Origin of the sequence: Embleya sp. NPDC127516, assembly GCF_044765325.1 — a bacterium.
Classification (GTDB): Bacteria; Actinomycetota; Actinomycetes; order Streptomycetales; family Streptomycetaceae; genus Embleya.
On the sequence record NZ_JBIWJT010000034.1, the window covers coordinates 13753 to 35798 of the forward strand.

The following is a 22046-nucleotide window of genomic DNA, read 5'->3' on the forward strand; positions in this document are numbered from 1 at the left end:
CGCTGCTCTCATCGTTTACCACGGCTTAACGACCCTTGCCCGGCTTCGCGTTGTTCGCCCGAGCAGCCTCGCGGCACGCTTACAGGCATCCGAACCGCCCGTCCCGATGGCACGGGGAAGCGGAAGTGGCGCAGGTCACGGAGCTGCGCCTGTCACAGGGGTCGAGTGGTCGGTGTCTCGTGCTCCAACAGCGACACCAACAATGAACGGGAAGACATCATGAGCAAGGTCTGGTTCGTCACCGGTTCGTCCCGCGGCTTGGGCCGCAGCTTCGTCGAAGCCGCGCTGTCCCGCGGTGACAAGGTGGCCGCGACGGCCCGGGACACGGGAAGTCTCGACGACCTGGTCGCCGCCCATGGTGACGCCGTGCTTCCGCTCGCAATGGACGTGACCGACAGGGCGGTCGTCCTGGAGAGCGTAAAGCGGGCCAAGGAGCACTTCGGCCGTCTCGACGTCATCGTGAACAACGCGGGCTACGCCCGGATCGGCGCGATCGAGGAGCTGACCGAGCAGCAACTGCGCGACCAGTTCGAGACCAACATGTTCGGCGCGGTGTGGGTGATCCAGGCCGCATTGCCCTACCTGCGCGAGCAGGGTGCGGGGCACATCATTCAACTGTCCTCGGTGGCCGGGCTCATCGCCATGCCGCTCGGCGGTGCGTACCAGGCATCCAAGTGGGCGCTCGAAGCCCTGAACGAAACGCTCGCCCAGGAGGTCGCCGAATTCGGCGTCAAGGTGACCGTGATCGAGCCCGCCGGCTTCGCCACTCGGTCCGGCAAGAACCCGGACCCGCTCGCCAACGGCCACGTGTCCGAGGCAGACCCGATCTACGACGGTCTGCGCCGGCGCCTCGCCGAGGTCATGGGCAAGCAGCCCGGCGGCGACCCGGCTGCGGCGGCCCGGGCCCTCCTCAAGATCGTCGACTCCGACAACCCGCCCCTGCGTGTGCTCTTCGGCCGGGGCTTCCACCCGATGCTTCAGCAGGTCTACGCCGACCGGCTCAAGACCTGGTCCGACTGGGAGGACCTCTCGGCCGAGGCACACGGCAGGCTCGACCACGAAGATCGGTGACGTCCCAACCGAGTCTCTTCGAAGGGGCGGGCCCGTGCGGCCCGCCCCTCGGGGAATCGCGCCCGGCGACGCCGTGGTCGACGACATCCACCCCGTCGACGAGTCCACACGAGGTCGTTTCCTTCCGGAGGGGTCGGCGAGCGACGGGCCGAGGAGCGCGGATCGACACCCAACGCCCGAGACTCCGGTGGTCGTTGGGAGTCGGCATGGATCCGGCGGCGAACGGGTGAACCTCGACGCGGGCGTGGTCGCCTCCCGCGCAGGGCGGGTATCGCGTGCCAGGCGAGTGGATGGTATTCGCGTCGGACCGTTCCGGGAGCCCAGTGTGCGCCGTGCCGCAACGATGTTCGCAGCGTTTGCCGCCACGGGTGCGATCACCCTCACCGTGCCCGCCTGTGCCTCCGCCGCCAAGGGAACGATCGTGTTCCTCGATACCGGTCGGGTCGTCAACAACCCCGGTGGCTGCTACAACGCCAAGGCCATGCCCCTCGCGGTCGCGAACAGGACGAGCGAATACGTTCTGATCTACAGCGGGCCCGACTGCACGGGAAACCCGGTCAGGGTCGTCCCGCCGGGCGGCCGGGCAACGGAGGAGTTCGGCTCCAGCCTGTACGTCGACTGACCGCGCGGACCCGGCCGGGGCCGCGCGGTGTCCCGCCGCAGGCGTCCTTGTCGGCCCCGGGACGCAAACGTCTTCGTCGGTCCCGGGACACCGCAGCGGTGGCCATCGCCGAATTGGCGGGCCTGCCGTCGCGCATCGCCGCCCACGAAGCCAACTCGCCCCCGGTCGACCTGGTGCGCGAAAGCTGCCGCGACGCCGGATTCGAGCCCCTGCTCGGACCACCCTTCACCACCGACCAGGACACCCTCGCCGCGATCGGAACCGGCCGACCCGGTTGGACGGTGTTCTACGCCGCCAAGTACGCACGCTGCCCACCATCCGCACCGTCTTCCGTTTGTTCAGCGCGCCCGCTCCGGCGCTGCCGACAGCGCTCGCGGTACGCCCGAACGCGTCCGTACGCCGCCTCGCCGCACTCCTCCACGCCCGTCGGATCCCGGCCGATCCGGCACCCCGCGCCCTCGGGCGCTCGCGACCTGCGCAGCGTGGGAAGCGTGAGGGTGCCCGGCAAGTCCCCCGCCCGAAAGCGGCATTCGCGCGTGCGAGAGGATACCGATCGTCCCGGACGCGAGCCCCGGCTCGCCTCGGCGATCGACGGATACCAGAGCCGGGCGAAGACGGGGAGTGGAAGCAACCGTGAACTGGGCACGCAGAACTCTCTCGCCGGCCGTCCTGGTTGCGGGCCTGCTCTTGACGACGGTCGCCTGTCAACCGAAGGACAAGGAATCCGAGAAGTACGTCACCGCCGCCGCGGACACACGGCCGTACGACCAGTGGCTTGCCGCGCGTGCGGAGATACCGGCCGACCTCGCGCTCTCCGGGCAATTCCTCACCGTGCCGGGCCAGGACGCGGCCAAGGGCGGAAATCGGGTGCTGCGTTATCGCGTGCAGATCGAGAAGGGCCTGCAGATCGACGCGCGATACCTCGCCCGTGCCGTGCACGAGACGCTCAACGACGCGCGAAGTTGGGGAGGTGACGGAACGATCGGCCTGGAGCGGGTGAGTTCGGGTGCGTCTTCCTTCACCGTGACCGTGGCCAGTACGGGAACGGTCAACTCGTGGTGCGCCAAGGACGGTTTGGATACCGGTGAACAACGGGTTTCCTGCAACGTCGCCTCCACCCGCCGGGTGATGCTCAACGCGTGGAGATGGGGAACGGGATCCTCCACCTACGGCGATGATCTGGCGAACTACCGACGCATGCTGATCAACCACGAGGTCGGCCATCGACTCGGTCACATGCACGAGACGTGTGAACGGTCGGGCGCTCCCGCGCCGGTCATGATGCAGCAGACACTGACCCTCGTCACCGGCAGCGCCACGTGCGCGCCCAACCCGTGGCCACGTCCGTAGTCGGCGCGGTCGGCACCGAACGTTTCGAGCGGCAGGGCGCCTCCCGACGAGTCGACCAGGACACCTTCGGTGTTCGTGCGCGGGGTGGTCGGCCGGGAGCAGGCCTCGAAGTTGTCGGCCCCACACCCAAGATCTCGCTACCTGGAGTACTAGGCAACGGCAGAACCCGAGCGCAGGATGGTTCGACGGGGTTGGTCAGCCCCTCCGGGGAGCCGCGACAGCGGTGAACCGGCTTTCGGGGCCTGTCGTTCGACAGTGTCGTCGGGCTGTGGGCAGGCTCCGAGCATTCGGCCGGGCAACGGCGCCCGAGCCTCATTCTCGGAGGAAGCAGTGACCGTCACTCATCTCGGTGACAGACTCAACGGCGAGTCCGTCACCATCGCGGCGTCGAGCCCCCGAATCAGGGCGTGGTTGCAGGACATCGCGACCGTGGATCGCATTCATCACCATCTGGGAGCACAACTCCGCAACGGGACCACGGATCCGGGCGCGAGACCGCTCCGTGCCATGCGTCTGCACAGCGACGACGCGCAGGCCTCGATCCTCGCGGCCGTTCGCTCGGCCGCGGCGGAGCCGAACAGCGTCTCGCTCGCCAAGGAGGTGAACGACCACGCCTTGCGGTGGGCGGATGCGTTGGCTCGCCTGACCGCACACGCGGGATGGTTCGGCCACCTCTGTGACGCACTGATCGCGACCCACCACGTCGTGCGAACCGGCGCCACCAAACCCTGCGGTCGCTGCGGGATCCATGGCGAACGCGTGGTGCTCACCAGCCCCTACCCCGGTGTTCTGGACCGGGTCACCGTGTCCTGCCGAACGTGTGGCAGTTCGACCCAGCACCCGTACGGCGAACCCGGTCCCGAGATCGACATCCGCGTCCGCTCGGGATCCGGCTCCGCCGTCCTCGAGATCGAGTCCGTCGCCGAGGCACGAGCCCTCGACTGTTCGACGATCCACTTCCAGTTCGCGCCCGGCGTCGTCGATGGCGGCCCCTCGAAGCCGCTGCCCATCGACCGGGTCCGGCTGGAACCGAGCGGGCGCTTCGCCACGACGCTGGACCTGCCCGACGTCCCGGGCGCGGGAGCCGAACTCCAGGCGTTGTGCGTGAGCGGATTCCAGGTCTCGACCCGGCGCTTCGCCGTCTCGGACGCGGCCACGACCGCTCCTCCTCGCGTCGTGAAGCCCCGCCGGGGAGGCTCCCGCAAGGCCGACCCGAAGCCGGCCGCGGTGGCCGCGGTGGTCGCTGAACCGTCGATCGACGCCGTGCGCACCGTGAAGGCTTGGAAGGCATAAAGGTCCTCATCAAGGCGCTTCCCGTGCGCGGTGGGTGACGAGGCAGACGGCGATGCCACGGCCGTCCACACATGGACGGTCGTGGTGCGCTGTGCGGGCCCGCTCATACCCGAGGTGCCGCGCGCGTACTCGACCGGGCGGGCGTACCCGGCTCGGACGGCATCGCGTGTCGTCGCGGGCGCCGGCGCGGCGGCCGCCCGGGCGTGGATCCGCCCGAGCAGCAGGTCGTTGTCGCTGTTCAGGCGGATGGCTGCCCCGGCGCTCGGGCGGGCGCGGGGAAGCGGGCTATGTTCTGCTCCACCCAGGTCCGCAGGTGCGCGAGCGGTGCGCAGGCGTCGGTACCCAACGGGGTCAGGCTGTACTCGACGCGCAGCGGCACCTCGGCGTAGATCTCGCGGTGCACCAGCCCGTGGTCCTCCAGACGGCGCAGGGTCTGGGTGAGCACCTTCGGGCTGATTCCCTGCAGGCGGGTACGCAATGCGCCGAAGCGCTGCGGGCCCTGTTCCAGTGCGCCCAGGGCGAGCGCGCTCCACTTGTTGGCGAGCAGGTCGAGCATGTCGCGGCATGGACACGCTGCCGCGTAGACGTCGACGGGATCGCCGCATTCGCCGGTCTTTGTGGTCATGGCCTGCATGGTATCCGATGGGTACTTGTTGTCCTTGTGGGTAACCACTTCCCTTCGCCTACCGTGTTTTCGGCCCGGTGGGAATCCGGTCCGGGCCGCAGCCACACTTCGACGCGAGGACCCCTGATGAACGCGATCCCTTCGACGATGCCCGCCGTCGCCTACCGCAAGAGCCTCCCGACCGACGACCCGGAGAGCCTGCTCGACCTCGAACTCCCCGTACCCGCCCCCGGACCGCGCGACCTGCTCGTCCGGGTCGAGGCCGTGGCGCTCAACCCCGTGGACTACAAGATCCGGCAGAACGCCGACCCCGGCGGCGAGCCACGGGTGCTCGGCTGGGACGCGGCCGGCACGGTCGTCGCGGTCGGCGAGCAGGTGCACCTGTTCTCCGTCGGCGACGAGGTGTTCTACGCCGGCGCACTGAACCGGCCCGGCGCCAACGCCCGCTTCCACGCCGTGGACGAACGCCTGGTCGCCCGCAAGCCGGCCGCGCTGTCCTTCACCGACGCGGCGGCGCTGCCCCTCACCTCGCTCACCGCCTGGGAGGGCCTGTTCGACCACCTGGAACTCGCGGACGCCACCGGCACCCTGCTGGTCACCGCCGCGGCGGGCGGCGTCGGATCGATGGTCGCGCAGCTCGCCCGGGCTCGCACGGGGCTGACCGTCATCGGCACCGCGTCCCGCCCGGAGACCGCCGACTTCGCGCGGCGGATGGGCGCCCACCACATCGTCGACCACCACCAGCCGCTCGCCCCGCAGCTCGCCGAAGCGGCACCCGACGGCGTGGACTACGTGTTCGGTACCACCGGCACCGAACGCAACCTGTCTGTCTACGCCGACGTGCTCAAGCCCTTCGGCGCGATCGTCGCCGTCGACGACTTCGACTCCTTGCCGATCGGCATGCTGAAGGCCAAGAGCATCGCCTTCCACTGGGAGTTCATGTTCACCCGGTCGATGTTCGCCACCCCCGACCAGCAGGAGCAGCACCGTATCCTCACCGAGGTCGCGCGGCTCGTCGACGCGGGCGCCGTCGTCTCCACCGCCACCCGCGACCTCGGTCCGGTGAACGCCGCGAACCTCCGCGAGGCACACCGGCTCCAGGAATCCGGCGGCACGATCGGCAAGCTCACCCTCACCGGCTTCTGACGGAACCGGACTTCGGCCCGCGCCATCCGTCCGCCGGACGGCGCCGGGACCGGTCCGCGGCGATTCGGACCGCCCGGTTCTTCGCTGTGCCGCGGCTCCGCACGGATTCACCGGTGCCTGAATGCGGGTCGAGGGCCATCCACCCGACCGGGCATTCGGCGGCCGGCAGCGGAATCGTGAATTCGTGGGTCTCGGGCTCCCGGGGACCGACAACGGCTGACGCTCGACCGCCGACCGCCGACCGAATCTCGCGTGTGGCTGCGCGTCGGCGTCGAATGGGCGCGGCGGTCTCGGGTGGTCCCGGCGATTGGGCGCGGCGGTCTCGGGTGGTCCCGGCGATGAGAACACTCACCGGGGCCGCCGCCGGGTCGCTCGTCGGCGGGCGAGGTCCGATCGCCAAGGGTCGAGGGCGCAGGGCTGTTCGGCGCGCGGGGGTGGTCCGCCGCACGGGCGTCGCCGCAACTTGCCGGTAACGGACCGCACTTGGGAACACCCCCCGTACGTAGGCCCGTTCGTGCACTCGACCGGAGAGTTGCCGGCGCCCGGCGCCCAGTTGCCCGACGCACTTCGTCCCACTCGACCTCGCGATATGCGGATGTTTCGGTTGTGGTGGGGCGGCATTCCGCCTCAGGCTCTTCCGGCGCGATGCGACATGTGCCATGTTACATGTCGCATACCGCCAGGCTGCGTTCCCGTACGCGGCCACAACGCTCCGGAGGCCTCCACAGATGCGTCTCTCCCGGATATCGAAGGCCAACGCGCGCAGAATCCCTGCGCTCGGCGTCGCCTTCTGCATAGCGCTCGGCCTGTTCGCGCCGCAGAGCCAGGCCGCCCCCGCCGGCGCCACGACCCCGGCCGGGGTAAGCGCCGCCAAAGCCGCGGCCCCGGCGCCGCGGTCGATCCCGGTCCCCAGGTCACCCCACGCCAGGACCGACAGTTTCGGCTTCAAGATCTCCTCGCAGGAAGGCGCCGAGGAGCTTGCCACGCCGGCCGCCCCGACCGCCGAACCCGCCAACACAGACGGGCAGTTCTCGGCCGCCGCAAACGATTGCGGCGACCTGTCCGGAGTGATCAACTCCTCGGGCGCGGCGCTGATCCAACACCTCAAGGAGCTCCCCGGGGTCACCTGCACCTACCCGCTGTTCAACCTCACCGGGGAGACCGCGGGGACGGCCTTCCGCGAAGCCAAGATGGTCACCGTCGCCGACGCGCTGCGCGACACCTCCGCGACGTACCCGGGCAACAACACCACCTCCATCGGACAGTTGGTGATGTTCCTGCGCGCCGGCTACTACGTGCAGGACAACAACGCGGACGCCGTCGGCGACTACGGCCCGGCGCTGGACACCGCGGCCCGCGGCGCGCTGGACGCCTTCTTCGCCTCCCCGCGCAGCAAGGACGTCACCGACGCCAACGGCGAGACCCTCAACGAGGTCGTCACGCTGATCGACAGCACCCACACGGCCGGCCGGTACGCCGGCGTCGTCAAGTGGCTGCTCGCCGGCTACGGCGGCACGTGGCCGAGCCGGATGACCCTTGCCGTGGAGCACGTCGAGTGGGTCGTCGAGAACGGCTTCAAGGCCAAGAACGACGGCCGCGGCTGGCGGGCCGCCCTCAAGGCCGACCCCGCGATCCTCGACACCTGGTCCGACTTCATCATCCGCAACAACACCCAGCTGAACCGCTTGGACGTCGTCAGCAACGTCGGCCGCTTCCTCGGCTACGCCCTCGACGTCCCCGAACTCAAGGACCGGGTCCGGCCACTGCTGAAGGACCTGATCAACCGCTACCCGAACGTCGGTCCGACCGCGCCGCTCACCATGAACCTGGCCTGGTACACGCGCGAGTTCGACCGGAACAACTGTGCGGCGTACGCCATCTGTGACCTCGCCGACCGGGTGCTCCCCGTGGTCCTGCCGATCCGGCACTCCTGTAACCCGAACCTGAAGTTCCGTGCCCAGGACATGTCCCCCGGGCAACTGGCCACCACCTGCAACAGCCTGATCAACCAGGACGCCTATTTCCACCGGGTGATCGGCGACAAGGGCGCGATCCCGGGTGACGTGAACACCAACCTCGAGGTCGTCGCGTTCGACGACTACACCCAATACGCGCTGTACGCCTGGGCCATCTACAACGTCGACGTCGACAACGGCGGCACATACGAGGAGGGCAACCCGACCCAGGCCGGCAACCAGGCCCGCTTCATCGCCCACGAGGCGGACTGGCTGCGTCCGTCCTTCGAGATCTGGAACCTCAACCACGAGTACACCCACTACCTCGACGGCCGCTACAACATGTACGGCGACTTCGAGGCCGGCATGACCACGCCGACCATCTGGTGGGTCGAGGGCATCGCCGAGAACGTCTCGTTCGGCTACCGCAACGAGCGCAACGCCGACGCCATCGCCGTGGCCGGCAACAAGACCTACACGCTCGGCGAGTTGTTCGACACCGTCTACGACCAGGTCGAGGACCCCGACGTCAACTCGGCCCGGGTCTACCGGTGGGGCTTCCTGGCCGTCCGCTACATGCTCCAAGCGCACCCCGCGGACGTCGAGACCGTGCTGGGCAAGTACCGCGCGGGCGACTGGACCGGTGCCCGCACCTTCCTGAAGCAGACCATCGGCTCCCGCTATGACGCAGGCTTCGCCACCTGGCTGACGACCACCTGCGCGACCGACGACTGCGGCCCCCTGCCGGAGGTCTCGTCCACCCCGCTCTGCACCAACGCCGACCCCCGTCAGTTCGACAAGAACTGCCGCCGGGAGAATCTCGCGGCCACCACCGGCAACTACAGCTACCACTTCCTGTACCTGCCCGCAGGTGCGAAGGAGTTGACCATCACCAGCAGCGGCGGCACCGGTAACGCCGACCTGTACTACGGCGGCAGCACCTGGGCCACCACCGGCAACTACCAGGCGAAGTCCACCAACGCCGGCAACGGCGAGACCCTGACGATCGCCGCCCCGCCGTCCGGCTGGGTCTACTTCACCCTCGCCGCCGCGCAGACCTTCGGCGGCGTGAACGTCACCACGCAGTACAAGTGAGCCGGTCCGGCGGGCATCACCGTGCCCCGGTGAACCGGGATCTGTCGGACAGAGATCCGTCGGACCGGGATCCGGCCGGCAAGGCGAGCCCGACCGGTGCGGAACAGCCGGGAATCGGGGCGGCCCAGGCATGACGACGGTCCTTGCCATCCGCAACCGGATGGCAAGGACCGTCGCTCGTGGAAGGGACGGCGGGAACGGCCCCGGACCGCGTGCGTGCGGTCGAGGCCGTTCCCGTTCCTAACGCGGGCCCTCGCTTCGGTGGGGATCGGTGGGCACGTCGGCCGGCCTCGGCGCGCGGGCCCGGGGCCGCGACGATTCGGGTTCAGCCGAGCAGACGGGCGGTACTGTCGGGGCGGTTCTCGAGCATCGTGGCCTCCCACGGTTCGAAGTCGATCCGTCGGCGCGGGCCCCGGGTGTCGGGCGAGCCGGCGGGCCGGGTGAGGACGGCCGCCGCGCACAGCGCGGTGAGTGTGCCGGCGCCCAGGGCGATCGGGCCCCACGCGTCGATCCTGCTCCCGGCGTCGGCGACCAGTCGCGGTACGAGCGCGGTGGCGATCGTCACGCATCCCGCCACCAAGGCGGCCAGGCGTGTGCCGCGACCGGCGCGCACGGCCGTGACCCCGGCCAGGAACAGGCACACCAGACCCGACAGCGCGAACCACCCGGCCGCGTATGGGGGTGTGCGGAACGCGGCGGGGATGGCGCTGCCGAGTGCCAGTCCGGATACCGCCAGGCCCACCGCGGTGGCCCAGCGCAGAGCCGTCCCCGCGACCTTCTCGGTGGCTGTCGACGGTGTCCCGGCCGGTGACGCGGTGGCGGTGAACGCCGGCGGCAGGGGTGGGAACCCGCCGGCATTCCCCGGGCCGACGGGCCCGTTCGGGCGGTGCGGGTCGCCTACTTCGACCGGGCGCCTGCCCTGCTTGGCGTGGGTGGGGTTGCTCAACAGGTCCGCCAGGAGCACGAGGTCGCTCACCGGCCGTGTCATCGCGGCTTCCCGCAGGGCCTCGTCGGCGGCCATTCCGGAACAGTCGCCCAGGATGGCGATCATCCGTGCGACCTCGGGGACGGAGCGATGGGTGGTCGCGAGGCGCAGCAACGTCTCCGCCGCGTTGTCCGGCAAGTCGTCCGTCGTGTCGTGGTCGGGCTCCTCGACCGGGTTGCCCGGTGCCGGGTGCGCGAAGGGATCGGAACGCGGCGTCATGGGCGCGGGGGCGGACCACGAAGGCGCCGCGCCGCTCGGGCGGGTCGGCGGCGAGGCGGGCCGCGGGGGAGCGCCGGGCGGGGGCGTCCAGGTGTCGAAATAGGCGCTCGGCGCGGGGGGTTCGTGATGCCTGGGCAGCGGTGCGGGCGTCGATGGTTCGGGGTCTGGTGCGAAGGTCACGGGGTTCTCCCTGCGCGTGGAAACACGGCCGGACCGCGCCTGTACCGGACACGCTCCCGGTCGCCGGACGAGGGCGTGTACCCGCTTGCGCAATCGCTCAGTCCCGGCCACCGGCGCCCGCCGCGCCGGCCTATCGCGGGTGGGGTGGGTCGGGTTGGGCGGTGGGGTGCTTGCTTTGTGCGGAGTGGGCGGGGTCGCGCAGGAGTTCCGCCAGTTGTACGAGGTCGCTGACGGGTCGTGTCATGGCCGCCTCGCGCAGGACGTCGTCGGCGGCGGATCCGGGGCAGTCTCGCAGGATCGCGATCATGCGAGCGAGGTCGGGGATCGGCCGGTGTGTCGCCGTCAGTCGCAGCAACGTCTGCGACGCGTCGTCCGGGGGCTCATGCGTGCCGTCCACGGACGGTTCTTCGAACGGATTGCCGGACGTTCCCGTCGTCGCGGGCGCCGGCGTGGTCGCTGTCGGGCGCGCGGGGGCGGGACGTGTCAGGGGTGAGGGGGAGGTGGATCGGGAGGGGGTCGGATCCCTGCGGGCCGTGCGTGAGGCGTGTCGTGGAGGGAGGACGGGCGGCCCGGGCGGGGGTCCCCAGGTCTCGAATTGCGCGGTGGGTGTGGTGGGTTCGTGATGCGTCGGCGTCGGTGGCGGTGTGGGTGGTCGAGGTTCGGATGCGAATGTCACGGCACTCTCCCTACATGTGGAAACCGGGCCGGAACGCGTCGGTGCCGGACGCGCCTCGGTGACAGGACAAGGGCGTGTACCCGTATCGACAACCGCTCAGTCGCAGTGGGTTGGCCCGCCGGCTCGCGCAACGTCGATAACCTCCGCCCAGGACGCGTGGGGGCGCGATCCGGTCCGGTGCCGGCGGTCGCCGAGGTATCGGCCGGGCTGAGGGGGACGGTGTGGCGCACGCTGACGCAACGCACGTTCTCCGGGGGTGTTTTCCGCTGTGCCGCGGCGATACGGTGTGGGTTCCGCACCTTGCGCTCCGGACCGGGGCGGCCGAGAGCCGTCCGAGCACCACCGGGTCTTTGCATCGAGAGGTCCGGGCATCCAGGGAAGACGAGAGGTGTCGCCATGCGTACGACATCGCACAGCATCCCCGTCGACGAGATCGTCGCCGCCTGGCGCGCGGGCGCCGGATCACCCCGAGGTATGGAGAACCCGGCCGGTTCCCTCTATGTCGGAGGGTCGGCGACCGAGCGAGGACTGACCGAGATCGACGTCGCCGCCCAGACCTGCGGCACCGTGTGCTCGGTCTCCCGCACCCGCATGTGTTGTTGAGGAATCCGCGTCGATTCGCGGCGTGACGGGTACGGCTCGGGACGAGCGGGCCGGCACGTGAGGATTCGCGATGCGTGGGGCCGGGTCGGACGGTCTGCGAGGTGTTCGGCATCGCGGTGTCCTGCCGGGTTCCGCCGACCGTACGCGGCTCGGACGCGCCCGTCACCGTGCGCGCCGCCGCGACCGGAGTGCCTCGGGGGCCGCGAGTGCCGCCGGCTCGGGGCATGGGGAGGGGCACGGCGACATTGTGGAGACGCCGGCGAGCAGGTGTGTCTTCGGGGCGGCGAACGCCCGCTCGCGGTCGTATGCGAGCACGACGAAACGGATCGGGTCCCGAGCCGACCCGGGTAGCCGGCCCACATCGGGCAGGCCACCCGTCCCACGCGTCCTCCGGGCCGCGTGAGGCCCGTGCGGCCGTGCCGGACCGCGCGCGTCGAACGCCAGGCCCCGCAGCACGCGAGGCCGGTGAGCCGTAGCGGGTCGCGGACGCCACCTCGGGCAGGGTCTAGCCCACCGCGTACATCCTGATCACCACCACGTCGTCCCCGTCCGGGCGGGCCAGGCCGACGAACACGGTCTCGGTGAGGCGGCGGTGGGCCGGGGCGTCGGTGCGGAAGATCGGCGAGGTGCGGTAGTAGTGGCCCTTCTCGGTGACCCGGAGGTCGCCGTCGTACTGGTCGGGGCTCTCCGGTGCGGGGTGGTAGTAGCCGCGGTTGACGATGTCGACGACCGCGCCGTCGTCCGCGCGGATCAGGTAGCGCGCCTCCAGTTCGCAGACTTCGCCGCGCGTGTTGCTCCAGTCGCCGCCGCCGGCCAGCACGGTGCCGGTGAACCAGGGGCCGGCGACCGTGCCGCCGACGATCGGGGTGAACTCGGTTCTCTCGCCGTCGCCATTGCCGATGTGCAGCGTCTCGGCGACGTGGGCGCGGATCTCGAAGGCGAACTCGAGGGCGGGGGTGAAGGTCATGAGGGTTCCTCGCCCTGGGGCAGGCAGGCCAACGAGGCCACCGCGGGTCTGGCGCACTGTCGAGGTTGCCGGAGCGCGGCGGAAGGAGAGGCGCTGTGCCGGGCGGTGGTGAGCAAGTTCCCCGACGGCAGCGGGAAATGGTGCGCCAGGGCCGTATTTGGCGTGGCCGGCACCGCCGACGTCGCAGTCTCGTGCAGGACTGCGAGCGAGAATTGGACATTCCGCGGACGGCGGACGAGAAAAGTCATCGTCGCTCGTCGCGTGGGCGCAGCGAAACGGCCCGCTGGGAGTGGGTCTTCCGGCGAGCCGTTTCGGCCGAATCTGTACGTCGGGTCGGATCAGGCCTTGGCCTGACCAAGCCATGGAGTCACAGTCCCAGGCGACGTTGTCCTCGGTCAGGCAGGCTCGGAACCAGACCGTGGCACCTTCGGGGAAATCCTTGTTGAAGGCCTTGACGCTGCCTTTGCCGCCGTTGTTGACCAGCAGCGGATAGGCGTAGGAGTCGTTGATCCGGTACTGGACGGCCACGCCGTGGCTGTCCGTGGCCAGGTCCTGGGCGTAGAACCAGTCGCCGTCGTGATCGAACCACACCTTGCCGGTGGCGGTGCTGCCCGTATACACGTAATCGGTGTTGTTCGTCCCCGCGTTCGCCGATCCGGCGCCCGCGATCATGCCCGGGCTCATGGTGATCGCACCCAGGCCGACGACGAGCTTGCGCTTGTGCTTCATGGGACCTCTTTCCGGCCGTACCTTGATCACGACGGCTCGAAAAGGATGTTCTCCGTGGCCGAAAAACGCCACTATCCAGAAAGTGCGGGTGCCCTCGCGCCTTTCGGATGAGAGGGAATCGAAACGAACGCGATACCCGACCCCGGCACCGCCACCACCGCGTGTCCGGCGACCGGGTCGCCCCCGCGACCCGGTCGTGAAGCAGGCCCGGTGATGGCGACCGTTCACCAGCCGAGTTGGTCGCCGAGGCGCAACCGCAGCCACAACACCAGGCGTTCGTCCGGGTCGGCGAGATCGAAACCGAAGATTTCGCCGGCGCGGGAAAGGCGGTAGCGGATCGTGTTCGGGTGCACGGACAGCCGATGGGAGGCGGCGGCGACATCGCCGTTGGCGTCCAGGTAGGCGAGGATCGTGGGCGCATAGGTGGTGCCGTGCTCGACGTCGTGGGCGCGGACCGCCGGCCCCAGTCCGCGGGGGAGCACCTCGTGCGTGGCCAGCATCTGGGCCAGTGCGGACAGCGTCGCGCCCGCCCACACCTCGTCGATCGTGGCCACCTGGCACGGCTCCGGATCACCCGGCCGCTCGGAGAGCGCACGCAGGACGAGATCCGCGTCGGCGCGTGAGCTCACGATCGAGCGCAGCCCCTCGACGATCGAGCCGAGACCGGCCCGAACGGGCACGCGGAGCGCGCTGTGGGCCCGCCGCGCGATATAGGCGACGAGTTCCCGGTGCGCGTCCGGCGAAGGCCCGCCCGGCAGCAGCGCATAGACCGTCGCGTCGATCAACGCGCAGCCGTGCCTGCCGTAGCGCGCCTCGCAGTGCAGGCTCACCAAGTCGGCGAGCCGGGTGGCCGCGTGTGCCGTGAGTACATCCTCGGCATCGACCGAGGCGACGGCGAATGCGGCCACCGCGACGGGCAGGTTCGGGTCCAGGCCGAGCTGTGGCGCCACCGCGGTGACGCTGCTCGGGTCGGCGAGCAGCCGTCGCAACAGGTCGGCGTACCTGCGCCGGACGGCGGATTCCGTGGTCCGGGCCGCGAGCAGGTGCAGCGCGACGTTGTCCGCCACATCGGAAAGGGCCTGTTCGGCAACGGAGTCCAACTGTTCCCCGGCATTGACGACCCAGATCGAACCCAACACCTCGTTTCCCACGCGGACCGCGACACCGAGACGAGGAAGACCCCCGGCGACGGCGGCGAACCGACAGGTGCGCTCGACCTTGGTGAGCACCCGGTACTGCTCGTCGTACTCCGGGCCCTCCGGCACCTGGAGGCCGAGGATGCCCTGGCGACGGCCCTCGTCGACGGCCTGGCCGGGCAACGTCGAGTAGGCGAGGATGCGCCGGTGCGGATCCTCGATCACGGTGGCTCCGCCCACCATCCCCGCGATCGCGTTGGCCAGCGCGAACAAATCGCCGACGGCCGGGGCACCCGCGGCCTGCCCGAAGCGCACCGTCGGGGTGAGAGCCGAGGAGATCATGGCATCCAAATGGTGCCAGGCCACGGCCTCGTCCGCGGCAAGCAGCACGATGCCGGATTTCCGGGCGGCTTCCACGAGTTGGGTGACCGGCTCGCCGAAACTCTTCACCACCAGACAGGCGTACCCGGCCTCGGCCGCCGAGGCGACCAACTCCATCGCCTGCGCTTCGACCATCCCCACTCCGACGGCGAGCAGGATCGCGTCCCGGACCGGGGGAAGTGGAAGCGGGGCTCGCCGTTCGAAGATGAGGACGCCCGAGACCGGCACCAGGCTTTCCGGCGGTACGGTCAACGGCCGCAGCAGCGACGAGCCCAACACTTCCAGGACTTGTCCGAGATCGGGAACCCCGGTACCGAGCATCCTCACCTCTTTAGCCAGTCGCACAAAACATTCCGGGAATCTCTGGACGGGTACCGCATGTACCCGGCCGGTCCAGACGCCACGCTGTCCGCATGCACAATCCAGCAAACGTGCGGCGGCCACCCCCGGCGACCGTACCCCCCACCGCCCCGTGCAGCGCAACCCACCGCGACCGCCCCCGCCGTCCCTCGTACGGCGGCCGTCTGTCCCGGCACCGGGCGCCATCGATTCCGCCCCACGGATCAGTACTGCAGAAGGAGAAAGTATGCGATACAGGACGAGTGCCGTCGTGGCCTTGGCGTGCGCGGCCTCTCTGGTGACGGTGCCTACGCAGGCAAGCGCGAAGGCGCAGTGTGACAGCAAGCCCATCCAGACGGCTCTGAAGTCACTGGAGGGTATCGGCGCCTCGGGCATCAGCGTGACGGTGAAGAGTCCGAACTGCGGCGTCCGGAACGGCGGTGTCGGACTCGCCGACCTCAGAACGGGCCGCAAGGCCGTCGGCAACGAGCACAGCCGGATCGGCAGCAACACCAAGACCTGGACGGCCACGGTCGTGCTTCAGCTCGTCGGCGAGGGCAGGATCGGTCTCGACGACACCGTGGACGACTATCTGCCCGGCCTGATCCGCACCAAGCTCTACGACGGGCGCACCATCACGATCCGGCAGCTTCTGCAGCACACCAGTGGCCTGCCCGATTACCTGGACGCGCCGTTCTGGGAGGACGAGGACGAGCACCGCTGGGATCACATCGAGCCCTTGCAGACGGTCCGGCAGGCGCTCGGTCTGCCCAGGCCCGACCGGACGGCGGACGGCTTCGCCTACTCCAACACCAACTACAACCTGGTCGGCCTGATCGTCACCAAGGTCACCGGCCGCGGCATCGGCACCGAGATCAAGGAACGCATCATCAAGCGTCTCGGTCTGTGCGAGACCTCATGGCCCGGCGATCGCACCACGATCCCCAAGCCGGACCTGCGTGGCTACGGGGAGCGCGGATCCACTCTGGTGGACCTGACGGAATGGAACACCTCGGAGGCCGACGCGTCGGGCGCGCTGATCTCCGACGGTGCGGACACCACCGCCTTCTGGACCGCCCTGTTGAGCGGGAAACTGCTGGCTCCGGCCCAACTGGCCGAAATGAAGAAGACCGTTCCCGACGACTTCCCGGGCGAGCGCTACGGCCTGGGAATCGAGCGCCACGAGCCCGCTCCGGGTCTGGTCGTCTGGGGACACAGCGGCAGCGTGGCCAGCGGCCACAAGTTCAGGAACGCCGTCACCGACGACGGCCGACGGGCGGTGACCCTGCTGATCGGCTCGGAGAAGTTCGACTCGGACAAGGTGGACTCCATCATGGGCAAGCTCATGCGCGACCTCCGCTGACTCCACTGACGGTGACCATCGAATCCGGCCGCCCCTACGGCGGCCGCCCCCCCCGCCCCCCCCCCCGGCGGGTTCCGCCCCAACCCCCGGCCCCCCGGCCGGTCCTCACCTTCCGGCCGTACCCGCGGCACCGTGCCCGCCGGGTGCGGCCGGCTTCGTGGTCCGCTGCGCGGCCGACAGCAGGACGGTGTCCTGCGGGGCCTGGTCGGCGAAGTTCTCCGGGTGGTGGCAGGCCACCCGCTGACCGGGCCGCAGCTCCTGGAGAGGCGGCTCGCCGGTCGTACAGATCCGCGTCGCCTTCCAGCACCGGGTGTGAAAGCGGCAGCCACCGGGTGGGGCGATCGGCGAGGGCATGTCGCCCTCGAGCAGGAGGCGCTCGCTCGCGGCGTGTCTGCGCCGCGGGTCCGGGATCGGGACGGCCGACATGAGCGCCTTGGTGTACGGGTGCATCGGCGCCTTGTAGAGCAGGTCCCGGTCCGCGAGTTCGACGATCTTGCCGAGGTACATCACCGCGATCCGGTCCGAGACGTGCCGGACGACGGACAGATCGTGCGCGATGATCACGTAGGTCAGGCCCAGTTCCCGTTGCAGGTCGTCCATGAGGTTGACGACCTGGGCCTGGATCGAGACGTCCAACGCGGACACCGGCTCGTCCGCCACCACCAGCTTCGGCCGGAGGGCGAGTGCGCGGGCGATACCGATGCGCTGCCGCTGCCCGCCGGAGAACTCGTTCGGGTAGCGGTTGTAGTGCTCGGGGCTGAGGCCGACCACCGACAGCAGTCGCTGTACCTCCTTCTTGATGCCGCCCTCGGGTTCGACGCCCTGGAGCCGGAAGGGGGCGCCGATGATCGTCCCGGTGGTGTGCCGCGGATTCAGCGACGAGTACGGGTCCTGGAAGATCATCTGCACGTCGCGGCGCATCGGGCGCATGCCACCCACACCGAGGTGGGTGATGTCCCTGCCCTCGAACTCGATCGTCCCCGCGGTCGGTTCCAGCAGCCGGGTGATCAGCCGGCCCATCGTCGACTTGCCGCAGCCCGACTCGCCCACGACGCCGAGGGTCTCGCCCGAGCGCACCTCGAAGTCGATGCCGTCGACCGCGCGCACCGCGCCGACCCGGCGCTGGAAGAGGCCCTTGCGGATCGGGAAGTGCTTCCGCAGCCCGGTCACCCTCAGCAGGATCTCGCCGGGCGCGGCGTCCTGGACGAGGGTGGCCGCGCCGCCGGTCACGGCCGGGCCGAGATCACCGGCCTGCCCGCCGTCGCCATGTGCAGGGATGCTCACTGCGCTCTCCTCCGCGTTCTCGCTCACAACCTCGGCGCAATCTCTTCGATCCAGATCCGCTCCCGCTGCTCCGGTGTCATGTGGCAGGCGGCCCAGTGCCTGTTGCCGACCTCGGTCAACTCGGGGCGGACCGTGCGGGTGACGTCCCCCTTCGGCACGTCCGCGTACGGGCAACGCGGGTTGAATGCGCAGCCGGACGGGAGGTTGATCAGGGACGGCGGGGAGCCCTTGACCGGGATCAGCCGCGCCTGCTGCTCGCGGTCCAGGCGCGGCATCGAGCCGAGCAGGCCCCAGGTGTAGGGGTGCCGGGGCTCGTGGAACACCTGCTCCGCCGGGCCTCGCTCGACGCAGCGGCCGCCGTACATCACCAGGATGTCGTCGGCGAGTTCGGCGACGACGCCCAGATCGTGGGTGATGACGATGACCGCGGAGCCGAACTCCTTCTGCAGGTCCCGGATGAGGTCGAGGATCTGCGCCTGGACGGTGACGTCGAGGGCGGTGGTGGGCTCGTCCGCGATGAGCAGTTCGGGGTTGTTCACCAGGGACATCGCGATCATCGCGCGCTGGCGCATGCCGCCGGAGAACTCGTGCGGATAGTTGTCCACCCGCTTGTCCGGCTGCGGGATGCCCACCCGGTCGAGCATTTCGACCGCCCGCCTGCGGGCGGTCTTCTTGTCGACGTCGTGGTGGATCCGGTACGCCTCGACGATCTGTTGGCCGATCGTGTAGTACGGGTGCAGCGCGGACAGCGGATCCTGGAAGATCATCGCCATCTCGCGGCCCCGCAGCCTGCGCACGTGGTCGGGTCCGGCCGACAACAACTCGGTGCCGTCCAGCCAGATCTCGCCGGAGATCCGCGCCTTGCGCCTGCCGTACCGGCCGGTGGTGTGCAGGCCCATGATGCCGAGCGAGGTCACCGACTTGCCGGAGCCCGACTCGCCGACGATACCGAGGGTTCTGCCCCGCTCCAGGCGGAAGCTCAGCCCGTCGACGGACTTGACCAGGCCGTCGTCGGTGGGGAAGTGCACCTTCAGGTCACGCACTTCCAGGAACGCGCTCGGGGCGGGCGAGGCGGCGGCGGGCCCGCCCGCGACCCTGCTCCGGTGGAGCCGCTCGCCGATTTCGGTCATGTGAGCCTCACTCTGGGGTCGATCACGGCGTACAGGACGTCCACCACGAGGTTGGCCAGGAGCACCGAGAGGGAGGTGATCAGGACGACGCCCAGAATGACGGGCAGGTCCTGGTTCCTGATGGCGTTCAGCACGGCCTGGCCCAGGCCGGGCAGATTGAACGTCGACTCGGTGAGGATCGCGCCGCCGATGAGGGCGCCGAGGTCCATGCCCAGCATGGTGAGGATCGGCGTCATCGTGGAGCGCATGGCGTGCTTTCCGATGACGGTCCGCTCCCGCAGGCCCTTGGCGCGCGCGGTACGGATGTAGTCCTCGCCCAGCACCTCCATCATCGTGGCGCGGGTGATGCGCGCGTACATCGCCGCATACAGGAAGGCGAGGGTGATCCACGGCAGGATCATGCCGCCGAACCAGTCGCCCGGGCTCTCCGCGAGCGGTACGTACTGCGCGTCGAACCACTTCAGCCCGAACGCGAAGGTCGCCAGGGAGAGCATGCCGGTGAAGTAGATGGGGAGGGACACGCCCGCGAGGGCGACGACCATCGCGCCGCGGTCCCACAGGGTGCCGCGCTTGAGCGCGGAGAGCACCCCGGCCGCGACACCGAAGGCCAGCCACAGCACGGCGGCGCCCAGCGCGAGCCCCAGGGTCACCGGGAAGCGGTCGGTCAACACCGGCCAGACGGCCTGTTCGCTCTTGAACGAGTAGCCGAAGCACGGCGCTGAGCAGTGCACGACATCGCCGCCGGTCGCGTAGGTGCGGCCCGTGAGGATGCCCTTGAAGAACTCCCATGCCTGGAGGTGGATGGGGTCGCTCAGACCGAGCTTCTCCCGCACGGCCTCGACGGCTGCGGGGTCGGCCTGCTTGCCCACGAAGCTCGCGGCGATGTCGACGCCCACCCATTTGGGGACGAGGAAGAAGATGCCGAAGACCACCATGATGATGACCACCAGCATCACTGCGGCGGCGAACAGCCGCCTGATGAGGTAAGTGAGCACAGCTAACGGCCTGCCGCGGATCGCGGGCCGCCGGGGCTTCCGGCGGCCCGCGGTCACGCCGCGCCGGCCTTCACCTGCCTTTCGTGCCGTTCGGCGGGTGTACCGGAGTTCACTTCGAGGGCTTCAGGCCGAGGCTGACGAAGTCGTAGCCGTTGTACGCGTCGGTCATGTAGACGTTGGTGAGCCGGCCGGAGCGCCAGTTCAGATACTTCTCGTGGGTGAAGGGCAGGTAGTACGCGCCCTCCATGACCTTGTGGTTGATCTCTTTGGCGATCCGGACCTTGGCGGCCTCGTCGGGCTCATTGGCATAGGCGTCGAAGAGGTCGTCGATCGCCTTGTCCTCGATCAGGGCGTAGTTGACGTTGCCGCTCTGCAGGATGTACTTGCTGTCCCACAGCGGCCGACCGAAGCCCTGGACGGACGGGAAGTCCGCGGCCCAGCCGTCGATGATGATCCCGTAGCCGTTCTTCTCCACGTTGGTGGGGCTGCCGACGATGCCGGAGGTCTGCGAGCCGTCGTACTGGTCGATCTGCGCGTCGATGCCGATCCTCTTCAACGACGCCTGCAGGGACTGGGCGGTGGCCACCTCGACCGGTCTGTTGTTGCGGACGGCGATGGTGGTGCCGAAGCCGTTCGGCTTGCCGCAGGCGGCCAGTTCCTCCTTGGCCTTGGCGATGTTTCCGCTCTTGTCGGCGCCGGCTGTCCCGAACGGGTCGTACGTCTGGCCCTCGGTACCCGGAACCGACGCCGGCAGCATGTTGGTTCCGATGTCCCCGCCCGCGACGGGGCCACCGCGCGCGGTCTGCAGGGACAGGTGGTCGGCGCCGTGGATGACCGCCTTGCGGCAGTGTTCGTTGTCGAAGGGCTTCACGTTCTTCGGGAAGGCCGCGTAGCGGACGTAGCCGGAGATCGGATTGTCCAGGTTGCCCTTGTGCTGCTTCAGCGCGGTCTGGCGGCCCTGCGGCGACAGGCCGGACTGGTTGAGGTCCAAGTCGTAGTCGCCGGCGATCAGTCGCTGGTCCAGGTCATTCGCGTTGGAGAAGAACTTGACGCTGATGGTGTCCGGATAGGCCTTGCGGACCGGGTCCGAGGCTTGCTTCCACTGCGTGTTGCGGACCAGTTCCAGGCCCTTGCCCGGATCGTACGAGTCGAACCGGTAGGGACCGCTGGAGAACGGACTCAGGCCGTACTTGGACCTGGTGTCCTTGTCCCGGCGTACCGGGGAGGCCGACGGCATCGCGAGCATCTGGGGGAAGTCGCTGTTGGCCTGCGGCAGACGGAAGACGATCGTCTTGTCGTCGGGTGTCTCGATCGCCTTCAGGCCCAGCTTGTCGGCGGACTCGTCCTGGTAGGGGCCGTGGTACTCGCCGTCGGGATCGAGGATGTCCTTGAGGTAGACCGGGCCGCCCGACAGCACGTCCTGCGCCCACTGGCGCTCGATGCCGTACTTGACGTCCTGGGAGGTGATCGGTTTGCCGTCCTCCCAGGTGATCCCGTCGCGCAGGCCGAACGTGTAGGTCCTGCCGTCGGCGGAGACCTTGCCCATGTCGGTGGCGAGGTCGGGTTGCAGCGCCGCGCCCGCCTTGCCCGGCTCGGTCTTGTAAGTGACCAACTGGCGGCTGTAGTACCGCATGAAGTTCCAGGCGAAGCCGTAGTAGCTGCGCGTGGTGTCCCACGAGTCGCCGTCCTGGGCGGCGGCGAACTTCAGGGTGCCGCCCTTGGTGGAACCGGCGTTCAGGACCTTGTTGTTGGCGGCGTCGTAGCCGGCCGCGCTCGTTTTGTCGCCGCTGCCGCCGCCGCACGCCGCGGTGGTCAGCAGTCCTGCGACCACGGCCGCAGCGGCCAGTGCCTGCTTGCGCCGCCCTGAGGTGCGTTGGGTAGTCACGATCTCGGATCCTCCGG

Annotated in this window: 17 protein-coding genes; 8 read left to right on the top strand and 9 right to left on the bottom strand. The window is 69.6% G+C overall.

Translation table 11 applies throughout. The features are described 5' to 3' along the window. The first annotated feature begins 219 nt into the window (after window positions 1-219). The 4 genes from ACIRL2_RS41790 to ACIRL2_RS41805 all read left to right on the top strand — a co-directional run bounded on the left by ACIRL2_RS41790 (window position 220) and on the right by ACIRL2_RS41805 (window position 4336). Window positions 220-1071, top strand: a complete 852-nt coding sequence (locus tag ACIRL2_RS41790; protein WP_402239547.1) for an SDR family NAD(P)-dependent oxidoreductase — start codon at window positions 220-222, stop codon at window positions 1069-1071. A gap of 226 nt (window positions 1072-1297) precedes the next feature. Next, window positions 1298-1693, top strand: coding sequence for a hypothetical protein (locus ACIRL2_RS41795; RefSeq protein WP_402239550.1), 396 nt, complete (start codon window positions 1298-1300; stop codon window positions 1691-1693). A 633-nt stretch (window positions 1694-2326) separates the two neighbouring features. Next, entirely contained in the window at window positions 2327-3043 is a 717-nt protein-coding gene (locus ACIRL2_RS41800) for a DUF3152 domain-containing protein (protein ID WP_402239552.1), read from the top strand. A 507-nt stretch (window positions 3044-3550) separates the two neighbouring features. Beyond that, window positions 3551-4336, top strand: a complete 786-nt coding sequence (locus tag ACIRL2_RS41805) for a hypothetical protein (protein ID WP_395860086.1) — start codon at window positions 3551-3553, stop codon at window positions 4334-4336. 238 nt (window positions 4337-4574) lie between these two features. Here ACIRL2_RS41805 and ACIRL2_RS41810 read toward each other — a convergent pair whose 3' ends face one another. Continuing rightward, window positions 4575-4961: a winged helix-turn-helix transcriptional regulator gene (locus ACIRL2_RS41810; RefSeq protein WP_402239555.1), complete on the bottom strand. Its 387-nt coding sequence runs from the start codon at window positions 4959-4961 to the stop codon at window positions 4575-4577. Between the two features lie 126 nt (window positions 4962-5087). Between ACIRL2_RS41810 and ACIRL2_RS41815 the strand changes: the two genes are divergently transcribed. Further along, on the top strand, window positions 5088-6107 hold the full coding sequence (locus ACIRL2_RS41815) for a zinc-binding alcohol dehydrogenase family protein (protein ID WP_402239558.1): 1020 nt from the start codon (window positions 5088-5090) through the stop codon (window positions 6105-6107). A gap of 728 nt (window positions 6108-6835) precedes the next feature. Then, window positions 6836-9157: a collagenase gene (locus ACIRL2_RS41820; protein WP_402239561.1), complete on the top strand. Its 2322-nt coding sequence runs from the start codon at window positions 6836-6838 to the stop codon at window positions 9155-9157. Window positions 9158-9482: 325 nt separating this feature from the next. Here ACIRL2_RS41820 and ACIRL2_RS41825 read toward each other — a convergent pair whose 3' ends face one another. Both ACIRL2_RS41825 and ACIRL2_RS41830 read right to left on the bottom strand, forming a co-directional pair. Continuing rightward, window positions 9483-10541, bottom strand: coding sequence for a hypothetical protein (locus tag ACIRL2_RS41825; protein ID WP_402239563.1), 1059 nt, complete (start codon window positions 10539-10541; stop codon window positions 9483-9485). 130 nt (window positions 10542-10671) lie between these two features. Further along, a complete protein-coding gene (locus ACIRL2_RS41830) occupies window positions 10672-10938 on the bottom strand; it encodes a hypothetical protein (RefSeq protein ID WP_395860078.1) in 267 nt (88 codons plus the stop codon). 675 nt (window positions 10939-11613) lie between these two features. Between ACIRL2_RS41830 and ACIRL2_RS41835 the strand changes: the two genes are divergently transcribed. Continuing rightward, entirely contained in the window at window positions 11614-11820 is a 207-nt protein-coding gene (locus ACIRL2_RS41835) for a DUF6229 family protein (RefSeq protein ID WP_395860077.1), read from the top strand. 505 nt (window positions 11821-12325) lie between these two features. Here ACIRL2_RS41835 and ACIRL2_RS41840 read toward each other — a convergent pair. Further along, window positions 12326-13516 carry a DUF3237 domain-containing protein gene (locus ACIRL2_RS41840; protein ID WP_402239566.1) on the bottom strand — a complete coding sequence of 397 codons (1191 nt, stop codon included), beginning with the start codon at window positions 13514-13516 and terminating at the stop codon, window positions 12326-12328. 224 nt (window positions 13517-13740) lie between these two features. After that, window positions 13741-15354, bottom strand: coding sequence for a PucR family transcriptional regulator (locus tag ACIRL2_RS41845; protein ID WP_402239567.1), 1614 nt, complete (start codon window positions 15352-15354; stop codon window positions 13741-13743). A 265-nt stretch (window positions 15355-15619) separates the two neighbouring features. Here ACIRL2_RS41845 and ACIRL2_RS41850 point away from each other — a divergent pair, with 265 nt between their 5' ends. Continuing rightward, window positions 15620-16735: a serine hydrolase domain-containing protein gene (locus ACIRL2_RS41850; protein WP_402239570.1), complete on the top strand. Its 1116-nt coding sequence runs from the start codon at window positions 15620-15622 to the stop codon at window positions 16733-16735. A gap of 105 nt (window positions 16736-16840) precedes the next feature. On the opposite strand, the gene ACIRL2_RS41855 is transcribed toward ACIRL2_RS41850, so the two are convergent. The 4 genes from ACIRL2_RS41855 to ACIRL2_RS41870 all read right to left on the bottom strand — a co-directional run bounded on the left by ACIRL2_RS41855 (window position 16841) and on the right by ACIRL2_RS41870 (window position 22029). After that, the gene (locus ACIRL2_RS41855; protein WP_402239572.1) at window positions 16841-18046 is read right to left on the bottom strand and encodes an ABC transporter ATP-binding protein; all 1206 of its coding nucleotides are present in this window, start codon (window positions 18044-18046) and stop codon (window positions 16841-16843) included. Next, window positions 18043-19149 carry an ABC transporter ATP-binding protein gene (locus ACIRL2_RS41860; protein ID WP_395860065.1) on the bottom strand — a complete coding sequence of 369 codons (1107 nt, stop codon included), beginning with the start codon at window positions 19147-19149 and terminating at the stop codon, window positions 18043-18045. Before ACIRL2_RS41860 ends, ACIRL2_RS41855 begins: the two co-directional genes overlap by 4 nt. Continuing rightward, window positions 19146-20144, bottom strand: coding sequence for an ABC transporter permease (locus ACIRL2_RS41865; RefSeq protein WP_402239576.1), 999 nt, complete (start codon window positions 20142-20144; stop codon window positions 19146-19148). The genes ACIRL2_RS41860 and ACIRL2_RS41865 overlap by 4 nt, the downstream gene beginning before the upstream one ends. Window positions 20145-20253: 109 nt before the next feature. Beyond that, window positions 20254-22029 carry an ABC transporter substrate-binding protein gene (locus tag ACIRL2_RS41870; RefSeq protein WP_402239578.1) on the bottom strand — a complete coding sequence of 592 codons (1776 nt, stop codon included), beginning with the start codon at window positions 22027-22029 and terminating at the stop codon, window positions 20254-20256. Between the last annotated feature and the right edge of the window lie 17 nt (window positions 22030-22046).

What these genes read in the sequence shown, in the direction of transcription:
- ACIRL2_RS41790 (WP_402239547.1), top strand. Translation starts at nt 220, where the DNA reads ATGAGCAAGGTCTGGTTCGTCACCGGTTCGTCCCGCGGCTTGGGCCGC.
- ACIRL2_RS41805 (WP_395860086.1), top strand. Translation starts at nt 3,551, where the DNA reads ATGCGTCTGCACAGCGACGACGCGCAGGCCTCGATCCTCGCGGCCGTT.
- ACIRL2_RS41810 (WP_402239555.1), bottom strand. Translation starts at nt 4,961, where the DNA reads ATGACCACAAAGACCGGCGAATGCGGCGATCCCGTCGACGTCTACGCG.
- ACIRL2_RS41815 (WP_402239558.1), top strand. Translation starts at nt 5,088, where the DNA reads ATGAACGCGATCCCTTCGACGATGCCCGCCGTCGCCTACCGCAAGAGC.
- ACIRL2_RS41820 (WP_402239561.1), top strand. Translation starts at nt 6,836, where the DNA reads ATGCGTCTCTCCCGGATATCGAAGGCCAACGCGCGCAGAATCCCTGCG.
- ACIRL2_RS41835 (WP_395860077.1), top strand. Translation starts at nt 11,614, where the DNA reads ATGCGTACGACATCGCACAGCATCCCCGTCGACGAGATCGTCGCCGCC.
- ACIRL2_RS41840 (WP_402239566.1), bottom strand. Translation starts at nt 13,516, where the DNA reads ATGAAGCACAAGCGCAAGCTCGTCGTCGGCCTGGGTGCGATCACCATG.
- ACIRL2_RS41845 (WP_402239567.1), bottom strand. Translation starts at nt 15,354, where the DNA reads ATGCTCGGTACCGGGGTTCCCGATCTCGGACAAGTCCTGGAAGTGTTG.
- ACIRL2_RS41850 (WP_402239570.1), top strand. Translation starts at nt 15,620, where the DNA reads ATGCGATACAGGACGAGTGCCGTCGTGGCCTTGGCGTGCGCGGCCTCT.
- ACIRL2_RS41860 (WP_395860065.1), bottom strand. Translation starts at nt 19,149, where the DNA reads ATGACCGAAATCGGCGAGCGGCTCCACCGGAGCAGGGTCGCGGGCGGG.